The 12,638-nt window shown below is 68.4% G+C and carries 11 protein-coding genes; 7 read left to right on the plus strand and 4 right to left on the minus strand.

What is annotated here, in order from left to right; translation table 11 throughout:
- The first annotated feature begins 4 nt into the window (after positions 1 to 4).
- The 3 genes from ACQY46_RS21475 to ACQY46_RS21485 are packed head-to-tail and all read left to right on the plus strand — an operon-like array spanning position 5 to position 5,887.
- Positions 5 to 964, plus strand: coding sequence for a DUF58 domain-containing protein (locus ACQY46_RS21475; RefSeq protein ID WP_428697998.1), 960 nt, complete (start codon positions 5 to 7; stop codon positions 962 to 964).
- Complete coding sequence (locus ACQY46_RS21480) at positions 961 to 3,798, plus strand: DUF4159 domain-containing protein (RefSeq protein ID WP_428697999.1); 2,838 nt, start codon at positions 961 to 963, stop codon at positions 3,796 to 3,798. The genes ACQY46_RS21475 and ACQY46_RS21480 overlap by 4 nt, the downstream gene beginning before the upstream one ends.
- 10 nt (positions 3,799 to 3,808) lie before the next feature.
- Positions 3,809 to 5,887, plus strand: a complete 2,079-nt coding sequence (locus ACQY46_RS21485) for a hypothetical protein (protein WP_428698000.1) — start codon at positions 3,809 to 3,811, stop codon at positions 5,885 to 5,887.
- A 7-nt stretch (positions 5,888 to 5,894) separates the two neighbouring features.
- Here ACQY46_RS21485 and ACQY46_RS21490 read toward each other — a convergent pair whose 3' ends face one another.
- On the minus strand, positions 5,895 to 6,395 hold the full coding sequence (locus tag ACQY46_RS21490) for a GNAT family N-acetyltransferase (RefSeq protein WP_428698001.1): 501 nt from the start codon (positions 6,393 to 6,395) through the stop codon (positions 5,895 to 5,897).
- Between the two features lie 366 nt (positions 6,396 to 6,761).
- Here ACQY46_RS21490 and ACQY46_RS21495 point away from each other — a divergent pair, with 366 nt between their 5' ends.
- Positions 6,762 to 7,742, plus strand: coding sequence for a glutathione S-transferase family protein (locus ACQY46_RS21495; protein WP_428698002.1), 981 nt, complete (start codon positions 6,762 to 6,764; stop codon positions 7,740 to 7,742).
- A gap of 22 nt (positions 7,743 to 7,764) precedes the next feature.
- Here the strand turns inward: ACQY46_RS21495 and ACQY46_RS21500 are convergent, their stop codons facing one another.
- Entirely contained in the window at positions 7,765 to 8,244 is a 480-nt protein-coding gene (locus ACQY46_RS21500; RefSeq protein ID WP_428698003.1) for an NUDIX domain-containing protein, read from the minus strand.
- A 491-nt stretch (positions 8,245 to 8,735) separates the two neighbouring features.
- Between ACQY46_RS21500 and ACQY46_RS21505 the strand changes: the two genes are divergently transcribed.
- Entirely contained in the window at positions 8,736 to 9,647 is a 912-nt protein-coding gene (locus ACQY46_RS21505; RefSeq protein ID WP_428698004.1) for a metallophosphoesterase family protein, read from the plus strand.
- A 34-nt stretch (positions 9,648 to 9,681) separates the two neighbouring features.
- Here ACQY46_RS21505 and ACQY46_RS21510 read toward each other — a convergent pair whose 3' ends face one another.
- On the minus strand, positions 9,682 to 10,302 hold the full coding sequence (locus tag ACQY46_RS21510) for a hypothetical protein (protein ID WP_428698005.1): 621 nt from the start codon (positions 10,300 to 10,302) through the stop codon (positions 9,682 to 9,684).
- 147 nt (positions 10,303 to 10,449) lie between these two features.
- Between ACQY46_RS21510 and ACQY46_RS21515 the strand changes: the two genes are divergently transcribed.
- Positions 10,450 to 10,926, plus strand: coding sequence for a YbaK/EbsC family protein (locus tag ACQY46_RS21515; RefSeq protein WP_428698006.1), 477 nt, complete (start codon positions 10,450 to 10,452; stop codon positions 10,924 to 10,926).
- A gap of 8 nt (positions 10,927 to 10,934) precedes the next feature.
- Here the strand turns inward: ACQY46_RS21515 and ACQY46_RS21520 are convergent, their stop codons facing one another.
- A complete protein-coding gene (locus tag ACQY46_RS21520) occupies positions 10,935 to 11,555 on the minus strand; it encodes a GNAT family N-acetyltransferase (protein ID WP_428698007.1) in 621 nt (206 codons plus the stop codon).
- A gap of 173 nt (positions 11,556 to 11,728) precedes the next feature.
- Between ACQY46_RS21520 and aguB the strand changes: the two genes are divergently transcribed.
- Positions 11,729 to 12,637, plus strand: coding sequence for an N-carbamoylputrescine amidase (gene aguB / locus ACQY46_RS21525; RefSeq protein ID WP_428698008.1), 909 nt, complete (start codon positions 11,729 to 11,731; stop codon positions 12,635 to 12,637).
- Position 12,638 lies beyond the last annotated feature (1 nt).

Genomic DNA, 12,638 nt, shown 5'->3' on the forward strand with positions numbered 1-12,638 from the left:
GTCCATGGAGGGTTTCGCGCGTTTCGGGTTCCAGGCGACACCGGGCAGGCCGACATCCGGCGAGGAGCAGGGTGAAAGCTGGCCGCAGGTCGTCGCCGGCGCGCGCTCGCTTGCCGACGCTCTGCCCGACCTCCTGGTCGAGGCACGCCAGGTCGCCATGACCACCAATGCCGGCTGGCATGGCCGCCGCCGGTCCGGTTCCGGCGAGAATTTCTGGCAGTTCCGTCCGTTTGTCGCCGGAGAACCGGTCAAGCGCATCGACTGGCGCCGCTCCGCCCGCGACGACCACCTCTATGTCCGCGAACGCGAGTGGGAGGCCGCCCATACCGTCTGGCTGTGGGCCGACCTTTCCCCGTCCATGGCGTTCCGTTCGCATCTCTCCGCCACGATCAAGCGCGACCGGGCGCTGGTCCTGCTGCTGGCGCTGGCCGACCTGCTTGCCGAAACCGGCGAGCGCATCGGCCTGCCCGGACTGCGCAAGCCGGTGGCCGATCGCCATGCGGCCGAACGCATCGCCGCCGCCCTCGCCCATCTCGCCGACCCCGCCAGCCTGCCCGAACCCCAGGATATCCGCCGTTTCTCCGACGTTGTCCTGATCGGCGACCTGCTCGATCCGGTCGAGGGCACCCTTGCATGGATGCGCAAGGTCGCGGCTTCCGGCGCGCGCGCCCACATGGTCATGGTGCTCGACCCCGTCGAGGAAACCTTCCCCTTCGCCGGGCGCACCGAATTCCGCGACCCCGAGACCGGCTTCCGCCTGACCAGCGGCAAGGCCGAAGAGTGGAAAAAGGCCTATACGGATCGGCTTGAGGCGCACCGCGCCGCCATTGGCGACGCCGCCCGCAGGGCCGGCTGGACCTTCCTCGTCCACCACACCGACCGTCCGGCATCCGAGCCGATGCTGTTGCTGCACAGCCGGCTGAGCGGCATTCCCATGCAGGGCACCAAGGGGGTCGATGCATGACCTCCTTCCTGCCCCTCGGCTTCACCGCCCCGCTCGCCCTTGCCGCCTTGCTGCTGCTGCCGGTCATCTGGTGGCTGCTGCGGCTGATCCCGCCAAGCCCGCGCCGGGTCGCCTTCCCCCCCGCCCGGCTGCTTGCCGACATCGACCGGCGCGAGGAGACCCCCGACAAGAGCCCGCTGTGGCTGACGATCCTGCGCCTGTGTCTCGCCGCCGCGCTGATCTTCGCGCTCGCGGGTCCCGTCTGGCGGCCAAGCGCCGACGCGCCCGCCGGCAACGGACCGCTCTGGGTCCTGCTCGACAATGGCTGGGCCTCGGCCCGAGCCTGGGACCGGCAGCGCCAGACGGCGGAGCGACTGATCACGGCCGCCGCCGACAGCGGCCGGCCCGTTCTGTTCGCGGCAACCGCCGAAGGGCCGGACCAGCCGCTGGTCTCGCAGACGGCCAATGCCGCGCTGGAGCGGCTCCGGGTGCTGGAGCCGCGCTCCTGGCCGACCGCGCGCGGCGAACTGACGCTGGCCCTGCGCAAGGCGGCTGCCGACCAGCCGCCCGACGCCATCGTCTGGCTGAGCGACGGCATCGCCCGCGAGACAACACCGCGCTTCCTGGAAGATCTTCGCGCCTTGGCCGGCGACGCCGAACTGAGCGTGCTGACCGGCCTGCCGCGCCCGACAGCACTCGCCGATGCCCGCAACGACATCGATGCGCTGACCGCCGCCGTGCTGCGCGGCGACGCAGCGCCCGCTGACCTGGTGGTGCGGGCGCTCGACCTGCGCGGACTGGTGCTTGGCGAGGCGGCCCCCGTCTTCGAGGACGACACGGATGTGGGCGAGGTGTCCTTCAACCTCCCCGTCGAGCTCCGCAACGATATCGCCCGGCTCGAGGTCGCAGGTGAAAACAGCGCCGCCGGCGTCCAGTTGCTGGACGATCGCTGGCAGCGGCGCACGGTCGGCCTCGTCTCTGGCGCCTCCGCCGACCAGGCGCAGCCCCTGCTGTCGCCGCTCTACTATCTCGACCGGGCGCTGTCGCCCTTTTCGGAGCTGCGCCGGCCACGCAGCGAAAACCTCGACAACGCCCTTCCTGAGCTCATTGATGAAGGTGTTTCCGTTCTGGTGCTCGCCGATGTCGGGCGCATGCCGGACGCGGCCCTCGAACGGGTCCGGGACTGGGTCGAGCAGGGCGGCATACTGGTGCGCTTCGCCGGACCGCGCCTGGCCGGCGGGTCGGACGAGCTGATCCCCACGCCCCTTCGGGCCGGCAACAGGACCCTGGGCGGCAGCCTGTCCTGGGAAGAGCCGCAGCCGCTCGCCAGCTTCTCGGAGGCGTCCCCCTTCGCCCGCATGCCGGTGCCCGCCGACGTCACCGTCAACCGGCAGGTGCTCGCCGAACCGGGACCGGACCTTGCCGACCGCACCTGGGCAACGCTCGCCGACGGCACGCCGCTCGTCACCGCCACCGCGCGCGGACGCGGCACCGTGGTCCTCTTCCACGTGACGGCCGATACCGGCTGGTCGAACCTGCCGATTTCCGGCAGTTTCGTCGCCATGCTGCGGCGGATCGTCAGCCTCTCCTCGGCCGCTCCCGCCAACGACGAGGCCGGCACGCAGACCGCCCCGACCACGGCTGCGGCCGCGACCGATCCCTCGGAAACCCTTTTGCCGCCAGTGCGCCTGCTTGACGGCTATGGCCGGCTCGGCTCGCCATCGACGGCAGCGGTTCCGGTTGCCGCCTCGCAGCAGGACGTCGCCCCGAGCCGGCGCCATCCGCCGGGCCTCTACGGCAGCGACGACGCCTTCCGGGCAATCAACCTTCTCACCGCGCCGGAACAGGTGATGGAGCTCGACCTCGCATCGCTCGGCGGCACCGCCCGCGTTACCGGCTATCCGGCATCGGCGGCAACCGACCTGCGCCCCGCCCTTTTCCTGATCGCCCTGCTGCTGCTGTTCGCCGACGCGATCGCGATGATCTGGCTGCGCGGCGACCGCACGGCGCTGCGCGGCCGGCTGGGCCGGGTCCTGCCCGCAGGGCTGGTTCTCGCCTGTGCCATGACGCTTGCCGCCGGAGAGCCCCGGGCACAGGAGACTTCCGGCGACCTTGCCGCCCTGGAGGCGACGCTCGACACCCGCCTTGCCTATGTCCTCACCGGCCAGCCGGACCGCGACACGGCCAGCCGCCAGGGCCTGCTCGGGTTGACGCGCTATCTCTCCACCCGCACCGCCCTGGAGCCCGAGGCGCCGGTCGGCGTCGACATCGCCAGCGACGAACTCGCCTTCTACCCGATCCTCTACTGGCCGATTTCCGCCGACACAGCGCGTCCCTCCTCCGAGGCACTGGCCCGCATCGACACCTACATGCGCAATGGCGGCACGATCCTCTTCGACACCGCCGACCAGCTGTCCGCCGGCATCGGCCTTGGAACCTCGCCGGCCGTGCTGCGCCTGCGCGCCGTGCTCGACGGGCTCGACATGCCCCCGCTGGAGCCGGTTCCGGCCGATCATGTCCTGACCAAGGCCTTCTACCTCCTCGAGACCTTCCCGGGACGCTATTCCGGCGGACCGCTCTGGGTGGAGGCAAGCGAGCAGGCGGCCGGGGAACCCGGCAGGCCGGTACGCGGGGGCGACGGCGTCTCGCCCGTTCTCATCACCGGCAATGATTTCGCCGGCGCATGGGCGATCGACGAGGCCGGCAACTACCTGTTTCCGACCGTGCCGAACGACGCGGTCCAGCGCGAATACGCCTTCCGTGCCGGCGTCAATATCGTCATGTATGCGATGACCGGCAACTACAAGGCCGACCAGGTGCACATCCCCGCCCTTCTCGAACGTCTCGGACAATAGGAGCGATCGCGTGATCTGGTCCCTCTCCTTCGCGCCGCTGTTTCCCGTCTGGCTGCTGGCCGCCGCGACCATTGCCGCGCTCGCGCTTTCGCTTGCCGCCTTCGTCCTGCGCTTGCCCGCATGGCCGCTGCGCGTCATGGCCATGGCACTGCTGGTCTTCGCCCTTGCCGGCCCGGCTATCGAGCGGGAGGACCGCGAGCCGCTGAGCAGCATCGTGTCGATCGTCGTCGACGAGAGCCAGAGCCAGCGCCTGGGAGATCGCGCCACGTCCACCAATGAGGCCCTTGCCGCGCTTGAGCAGCGTTTCGCCGCACTCCCCGGCTACGAGTTGCGCGTCACCCGCGCCGCCCGCGGCGACGGCGCCACGGCGGACGGCACGGCGCTCTTCTCCGCGCTGGCCGACAGCTTGTCCGACGTGCCGCCAGAGCGGATCGGCGGCGGCGTCATGATCACCGACGGGCAAGTCCACGACATTCCCGAAAAGGCCGCCGACCTTGGCTTCGACGCACCGCTGCATGCGCTTGTGACGGGCGTCGAGGACGAGATCGACCGCCGTCTCGCCATCGCCCGCGCGCCGAAATTCGCCCTTGTCGGCTCCGAGCAGGTGGTCACCCTGCAGCTACAGGATCGCGGCGTTGAGAGCGCCTCGGACCGGGTCACCATCACCGTGCGGCGCGACGGCGAGATCGTCACGCAGCAACGCGCCCAGCCCGGCTCGACCATAGACATTCCCGTCACCGTCGCCCATGGCGGCAACAACATCTTCGAGTTCTCCGCAGACACGCTGGAGGGCGAACTCACCGAACTCAACAACCGCGTCGTCGTCACCGTCGAGGGCATCCGCGAGAACCTGAGGGTGCTGCTCGTTTCCGGCAGCCCGCATGCGGGCGAGCGTACCTGGCGCAACCTGCTGAAATCCGATGCGTCCGTCGACCTCGTGCATTTCACCATCCTGCGTCCGCCCGACAAGCAGGACGGCACGCCGATCAACCAGCTGTCGCTGATCGCCTTCCCGACCCGCGAGCTGTTCTCGGTCAAGATCGACGAGTTCGACCTGATCATCTTCGACCGCTACGAACGGCGCGGCGTGCTGCCGCTGCTCTACTTCGACAACATCGCCCGCTTCGTGCGCGAGGGCGGCGCGGTGCTGGTCGCAGGCGGTCCCGACTATGCCGAGGGCGGCAGCATCTATCGCACGCCGCTGTCGCCCGTGCTGCCGGCCGAGCCGAGCGGCATGATCTACGAGGAACCCTTCCGGGCGGCGATCTCGCAAACCGGCAGCCGCCATCCGGTGACCCGGGGCCTGCCCGGCGGCAACGTCGAGCCGCCGGCGTGGAGCCGCTGGTTCCGCCTCGTCGATGCCACCATCCGCAACGGCGAGACGCTGATGACCGGTGCGGAGGAAAAGCCGCTGCTGGTGCTGAGCCGTGAGGGCGAGGGCCGCGTCGCCGTGTTGCTGTCCGACCATGTCTGGCTGTGGGCGCGCGGCTACGAGGGCGGCGGCCCGCATGTGGCGCTGCTGCGTCGCCTCGCCCATTGGCTGATGAAGGAACCTGACCTCGAGGAAGAGGCCTTGCGGCTCACCTCGCGCGGCGTCGAGGTTGTCGCCGAGCGCCAGACGATCGGCGAGAGCGTCGGCGACATGACACTGACACTGCCGGGCGGCGAGACCCGCAACCTGACGCCGACCGAAGTGTCGCCTGGCCTCTGGCGCGCCAGCGCACCCGCTCCCGATCTGGGTCTTTATTCGGTCGACGATGGCAGCCGCAAGGCCCTGGTTCATGTCGGCCCGCCCAATCCGCGCGAGTTCACCGACGTGCTCTCCACCACCGAAACGCTGGCACCGCTTGCCGAGGAGACAGGCGGCAGCGTGCGGCGGCTTGTGGATGCCGGCGGCAACGTGCTGATACCGCGCGTCGTGCCGCTGCGCCGCGCGACAAGCTTTGCCGGCGACGGCTGGATCGGGTTCCGCACCAGCGATGCGAGCCTGCTCAAGGGGATTGACCGCTACCCGCTTTTCGCCGGCCTTCTCGGTCTGGCGCTTCTGCTCGGCGCGGTCTCGCTCCTGTGGTACCGCGAGGGACGCTGACGCGGCCTCATCCGCGTCCGCCGCGCGCCTGTCCGACCGGCATGGGGGAACCCGGCACGAGATTGGCGACAAGCACCCGCGCCGGATCGACAGGCCCTGGCAGCGTAATCGAGCCCGGAGGCACGGGCTCGAACCCGAGCGGGCCGTAATAGGGCGCATCACCCACCAGCAGGACGCTGCGCTCGCCGAAAGCCAGTGCCGTCTTCAGCGACTGGTTGACCAGCAGCCGCCCCAGTCCCTTGTTCTTGAAGGCCGGCGCGACGGCCAGTGGCCCGAGCAGCTGCGACGGCGCGCCGCCGATGGTGATCGGCGTCAGCCAGACCGAGCCGGCAAAGACATCCCCGCTCATGCCGACAAAGCTCAGGCGCGGGTCGTGATCGACGCCTTCACGCAGACGGAACGCGGTCTTGGCAAAACGGCCCGGGCCGAACGCATCGGCCTGCAGGGCCTCGATGGCGGCAAGGTCTTCGGGGGTTTCGTTCCGGATAAGCCAGGAAAGAGCGAGCATGATCGGTTCTCGGGATCGGGACAGTCAGGCAGGAAACCGTGCCTGTCGAACCGTTCCGAGGGATCTTTCGAACCGCTCTACCGGTGTCTCAAGGCACGCGTGTGACGACGCGCGAGGGCTGGCCTCGTCGCAATTCTCGTCGTCGCTGGCGTTCGATCCTGATCATCTTCATCCGGCCTGTCGGGTCGCAAGGCGCGCGCCCTTCATCTGATGCGAGGGCGGTCGGTATCATGCAACACCCGGTCCGTAAAGAGTTTCCTGTATCACCGCCCACCGTTCATCCCGGGTGAACGCACCATTCAGGTTGTTGAAGAACGGGCAACAGGGCCCATCTCCGGGGTACAACAGACACAGGAGGACATCATCATGGGTCAACTCGTCGAAGGCGTCTGGAAGACCGGCTGGATCGATACCGGCTCCAGCGGAGGTCGATTCGTTCGCAAGGATTCAGTGTTTCGCAACTGGGTCACGCCCGACGGGGCTGCCGGTCCGACCGGCGGGGACGGCTTTGCCGCCGAGGCCGGCCGCTACCACCTGATCGTCTCCTATGCCTGTCCCTGGGCGCACCGGACGCTGGTCTTCCGCAAGCTCAAGCGGCTGGAGGACGTCATCACCGTGTCGGCGGTCGAGCCGCTGATGCTGGAAGACGGCTGGACCTTCTCGGAAGCCGAACCCGAGACCGGCGCGCGCGCCGCCTGGCAGGTCTATGTGAAGGCCGATCCCGCCTATACCGGCCGCGCCACCGTGCCGATCCTGTGGGACCGCAAGCGGCAGACCATCGTCTCCAACGAATCGGCCGACATCATCCGGATGTTCAATTCGGCCTTCGATGCACTGCCGGGGGTCGATGCAACGCTGGATTTCCATCCGCAGGCGCTGCGCGAGGAGATCGAGCGCATCAATGCCCGCGTCTACGACACGGTCAACAACGGCGTCTACAAGGCCGGCTTCGCGACGACGCAATCGGCCTACGAGGAGGCGGTCGGCAAGCTCTTCGAAAGCCTCGACTGGCTCGAGGAACGCCTCGGCGGGAGCCGCTACCTGACCGGCGACCGGCTCACCGAGGCCGACTGGCGGCTGTTCACCACCTTGCTGCGCTTCGATGCGGTCTATGTCGGCCACTTCAAGTGCAACATCCGCCGCATCGCCGACTATCCGAACCTCTCGGGCTATCTGCGCGAGCTCTACCAGCAGCCCGGCATTGCCGACACCTGCGACCTCGCCACGATCAAGCAGCACTATTACGGCTCGCACGAGACAATCAACCCGACCCGCATCGTTCCCGTCGGCCCGCAGCTCGATCTCGACCGGCCGCACGGGCGCGACCGTCTCGGCCGCGCGGCCTGATCCACGTCCCCGCGCGCGGCCGCTACCACAGCGGGGCGATCTCGCTCTCGCCGGCAAGCTCCGCAAGGCGCCGGCGAGTGGCGGGCGTCGTCTCCTCGGGAAGCGCATCGACCGCGAAGAACCGCGCCTCGCGGATCTCGCGGTTCGGCCGTAGCGCGCCCTCCGGCACGAGCACAGCCGAAAGCCGGTAAAGGGCAACGTGATCGCGCAGGTGGTCGCGCCGGTTGTGATAGATGGCAAAGAGCTCCGCCGCCGCGCCCGCGCCCGGCAGCACGCCGGTTTCCTCGCGCAGTTCCCGCAAGGCGGCCTCTGCCAGCGTCTCGCCGGCATCCACGGCGCCGCCAGGAAGATACCAGCCCCGCAGATAGGTGTGGCGCACCAGCAGGATGGCGCCGTCCGCATCCCGTGCCACGACGCGGACACCGAGCGTCATTGCCCGCTGGTAGCGGGTCGCCGCCAGCGCAAGCCTGCGTATCGCTTTCAGCGGAAGGATGGTCCGCATACCACTGACCCTCTTCACGGCACCCGGTTTCACCCGACACGGGATCCGCTCGAAGTCGGGTGCCCGATAACAGATACTTAACCCACCATGCGCGCCGCGCATGGGAGAAATGCCCGAATGGCGCTTGTTCAGGCAGGGGATTCCGGGGATTGTCTCCTCGCAGCCGAAGGAACGACGCCTTTCACCGATGGGCCCCCATCGTTTCCATGCTGCGTTCTCGAAGGAGAGAGCCATGTTGTCGGTCCTGTTCCCGACCCGCGCCCGGCGCCGTTATGTTTGGCGGCCGGCCATCGACCTGACCAACCCGCGCATCGCGGCGGTGCTGACCACGTTCAGCAGCAACTGACACGGCCGGTTACGCGGCAGGAGCGCATCGCGCCCTGTCGGGACCTCCCGTTCTGCACCGTCCCGAGAGGATGGATGGAAGCGCCCGGACCTGTCCGCGGCGCTTTTTGCTTGACCGGACCCGCATGCTTTCCTGATGTGGGCGCATGTTCCGTCTCGCACATTTCTCCGATCCCCACCTTGGCCCGATGCCCGACGCGAAATTCCGCGACCTCGTTTCCAAGCGGGTGATCGGCTACGTCAACTGGCACCGCTCGCGCGCCCGGACCATGGCCGGCGCCTGGCTTCCCGGCCTTGTCGAGGATATCCAGGACAACGGCCCGGATCACATCGCGCTGACCGGCGACCTCGTCAACATCGCGCTGGACCTGGAGATTTCCGCGGCGCGGCACTGGCTGGACGACATAGCCCCTCCCGACCTGCTGACCGTCGTTCCCGGCAATCACGATGCCTATGTGCCGGGCGCCCTGCGCCGCGCCGTCCACGCCTGGGGCCCCTACATGAGCGGCGATGCCGCCACGCCCGACACGTTCCCTTTTGTCCGCAGACGCGGTCCGCTGGCGCTTGTCGGCGTTTCCAGCGCGCGCGCCAGCGGCCCGTGGTTCGCCACCGGCCGGATCGGCACCGCCCAGACGCGCCGGCTGCGGGACTGCCTGGAACGGCTTGGCGAGGAAGGCCTGTTCCGCGTCCTTCTCATCCATCATCCCCCGCAACGGGGGGCCACCGGCTGGAACAAGCGACTGACCGATGCCTCGCGTGTGCGCGCCGCGGTCAAGCGGGCAGGCTGCGAACTCGTCCTGCACGGCCACACCCATCTTGCCACCCGCACCGTCATCGAAGGACCGCACGGGCCTGTGCCGGTGATCGGCGTGCCCTCGGCCTCCAACGGACCGGGACACAAGCGCCCGGCCGCCCGCTACAACCTGTTCTCGATCGATGGCGCACCGGGCAACTGGCACTGCGAGATGGAAGAGCGCGGCTTCGTCTCGAAGGCTCCTCGCGACGAAGTGCAGGCGGTCGCGACGATCGCGCGGCACGCGATCGACATTCCCGGATAGGCTAAGCTCAAGGGGAAAAAACGGGCCGCCGGCGTCAGTTCAGGGGATTGGCAAACCAGGCATAGCCGACCAGCAGCGCGGCGCCGACCAGAAGGCCAACGGCGAAGGCCGCGAAGGGTCCCCACAGCCCGCGCACATGCGGCACGCTGGCCGCAGACGGCTGGGCCGACTGCTGCGGAACGGCCGCGACCGCGGCTTCCGCGCGCGGCGGCTCCTTCAGACGCTTGCTGAGCCAGTCGCCCTCGACGGCGCGCTCCCGCTCCAGCACCCGCTCGGCGATATATTCGGTGATGCAATCGGCCATGTCGTCGAGTTCGGGCGTCTCGAGAATGACCGTGCGACCCAGTCGTGTGTCCTTGAGGAAGCGGTAGGTGCGCTTGTCGCGGCCCATCGCCACGTGACCGGTGATGTCGATCCACAGGCGCGGGATGTTGCCCGGCACGATCTGGAACGAGAACTGGTCGTCGTCCTCGGGAACTTCCTTGAAGATGTCCTGCAGCTCCTCGGCGAGAAGTTCCAGGCGGGCCCTTTCCGATTCCTGCAAGTCCACCACCACGTCGGTGCGCTCGACCTCGGCGAACTTGACCTTCCGGATGGCTTCCCGGAGGCTGCGCACCTTGGCATGCGGCACTACATTGTCACGCGATCTGGTCATACATCGTTCCGTTCGAGGCAGGTAAACGAACCCTTAACAAACATGCTTACCATAATGCGACTTCATCCGCAGCCGTCCCGCCCCATCAGATCCGATTCGTCCACGAACAAACAACGTTTTATGGTTAACGAGGATTAAGACTTCTCCATGGCAAACAACAGCAGCACGGACCGCGTTCGCGAGGCGGCCGCCAACGCCGGCCTGACCATCGACATCGTCGAGATGCCCGCCTCCACCCGAACCGCGGAGGAAGCGGCCGCCGCCTGCGGGTGCCAGGTGGCGGAAATCGTCAAGTCGCTCGTGTTCCTCGGTGAGGCGAGCGACGAGGTGATCCTGCTTCTCGTCAGCGGCGTGAACCGCGTCGACGAGGCCGCCGTTGCCGAGCGCATCGGCGAAAAGCTCGTCCGCCCCAACGGCCGCACCGTGCGCGAGCGCACCGGTTTCGCCATCGGCGGTGTCGCGCCGCTCGGCCATATCGCCGCAACGCGCGTCTATCTCGATGAGGATCTTATCCGATTCGCCGGGATCTGGGCCGCTGCCGGATCGCCGAACAGCGTGTTTGCCACAACTCCGTCAGACCTTCTCAAGGCGACCGGCGCGGCCGTCCTGCGCATGACCGGCTGAGGCCCGCCCTACTCTCCCTCGATCACCGGCACATGGCGCGCCGCCGACATCGGCAGAACGCCGGAAAGCCGCGGATCGTCGGAAATCTCGATCGCCCGCTTGTAGGGCGCGAAACCGCTGTCCCGGTAAAAGCCCAGCGCCTGCGGGCTGTCGGCCGTGCAGGTGTGGACGAAAAGCCGCGCGGTCGCCGGCCTCGACCAGACCTTCGACAGCGCCTGGTTCATCAGCCAGCGCCCGGCGCCGTTGCCGATCTCCTGCGGGACCAGTCCGAAATAGGCAAGCTCGACGTCGCGCGGATCGCTGAAATCGAGTTCCAGCAGGCCGACCGGTTCGGCCGCGCCCTTCCTGCGGCAGAAATAGACTTCGTGCCCGGGCCTGGTGATCTGCGCGAGCAGGTCATCATCGCTCCCCGTCAGCCGGCCGAACCACAGCCATTCGTCGCCGATCCCGCGGAACAGCGCACGATAGTCGCCCGGATCCGGCGCCTCGATGCGTTGCAGCGACAGGTCCGGCCGCTCGGCCCGGCGCGGCATCGGCTGCGCCCGCATCTCCAGATAGGTGACGATTGTGGCCACCTTGCCGGGCGGCAGGTCGGTGTAACCGGCCAGATCGACGCTGATCGAGGACATCGCGGCTCCTTGTGCAAGGCATGCGCCGGCGCGTTCCGCCGACCGCTTCTGAGGTAGTCCGTCGGGCGTCTCCGATCAAGCGGGAGATCGGTTGCCGGGCGCGCTTCCGCGATTGGCCTTGGGGACGCCATCCGCTACCCTCGCCGGACCAAGCGCGTCATTCCGGGAGCCTCATGAGAAACGTCACCCTTGCCGCCCTGCAGATGGCCTGCACGCCCGATCGCGAGACCAACCTTTCCGCCATGGAACGACTGGTGCGCGAGGCGGCCGGGCGCGGTGCCGACATCGTGCTGCCGCAGGAGCTTTTCGAGTATCCTTATTTCTGCCAGGACGAAGCGCCCGACCTGCTGCTGCGCGCGCAAGCCGCAGAGGGGCATCCCGCGATCGTCCGCATGCAGGCGCTTGCCGCAGAACTCGGCATCGTCATTCCCGTGAGCTTCTACGAGCTTGCCGGCCAGGCCCGTTTCAACTCCATCGCCGTCATCGACGCGGACGGGCGCAACCTCGGCGTCTATCGCAAGAGCCACATCCCGCAGGGCTCCGGCTACCAGGAGAAATACTATTTCTCCCCGGGCGACACCGGCTTCCGCGTCTGGGACACAAAGGCCGGCCGCATCGGCGTCGGCATCTGCTGGGACCAGTGGTTTCCCGAAACCGCCCGCGCCATGGCGCTGATGGGCGCCGAAATGCTCTTCTTCCCGACAGCCATCGGCTCCGAACTGCTCGACCCGGACTGGGATTCGGCCGCTCACTGGCAGCGGGTCATGCAGGGCCATGCCGGCGCCAACCTGATGCCGCTCGTCGCCTCCAACAGGATCGGCGCGGAACCGGGGCGCTGCGGCACGGAACTCGTCTTCTACGGTTCCTCCTTCATTGCCGACGCCACCGGCGCCAAGGTCGCGGAGGCGAACCGGACGGAGGAAACGGTGCTGGCCGCCACCTTCGATCTCGACGCGCTTGCCGCCCTGCGCGCCTCCTGGGGCGTTTTCCGGGACCGTCGGCCGGACCTCTACGGACCGATAGCAACACTGGACGGCGCCGGCGGCGGTGCCGGCCGGCGCGGGCAGGAAGTGGCCCCATAGG

Source organism: Stappia sp. (assembly GCF_965276915.1).
GTDB lineage: Bacteria > Pseudomonadota > Alphaproteobacteria > Rhizobiales > Stappiaceae > Stappia.

Excerpts from the sequence above, each read along its gene's own strand:
- ACQY46_RS21505 (WP_428698004.1), top strand. The coding sequence starts at position 8,736 with ATGTTCCGTCTCGCACATTTCTCCGATCCCCACCTTGGCCCGATGCCC.
- ACQY46_RS21495 (WP_428698002.1), top strand. The coding sequence starts at position 6,762 with ATGGGTCAACTCGTCGAAGGCGTCTGGAAGACCGGCTGGATCGATACC.
- aguB (WP_428698008.1), top strand. The coding sequence starts at position 11,729 with ATGAGAAACGTCACCCTTGCCGCCCTGCAGATGGCCTGCACGCCCGAT.
- ACQY46_RS21480 (WP_428697999.1), top strand. The coding sequence starts at position 961 with ATGACCTCCTTCCTGCCCCTCGGCTTCACCGCCCCGCTCGCCCTTGCC.
- ACQY46_RS21515 (WP_428698006.1), top strand. The coding sequence starts at position 10,450 with ATGGCAAACAACAGCAGCACGGACCGCGTTCGCGAGGCGGCCGCCAAC.
- ACQY46_RS21490 (WP_428698001.1), bottom strand. The coding sequence starts at position 6,395 with ATGCTCGCTCTTTCCTGGCTTATCCGGAACGAAACCCCCGAAGACCTT.
- ACQY46_RS21475 (WP_428697998.1), top strand. The coding sequence starts at position 5 with ATGGAGGGTTTCGCGCGTTTCGGGTTCCAGGCGACACCGGGCAGGCCG.
- ACQY46_RS21520 (WP_428698007.1), bottom strand. The coding sequence starts at position 11,555 with ATGTCCTCGATCAGCGTCGATCTGGCCGGTTACACCGACCTGCCGCCC.
- ACQY46_RS21500 (WP_428698003.1), bottom strand. The coding sequence starts at position 8,244 with ATGCGGACCATCCTTCCGCTGAAAGCGATACGCAGGCTTGCGCTGGCG.
- ACQY46_RS21510 (WP_428698005.1), bottom strand. The coding sequence starts at position 10,302 with ATGACCAGATCGCGTGACAATGTAGTGCCGCATGCCAAGGTGCGCAGC.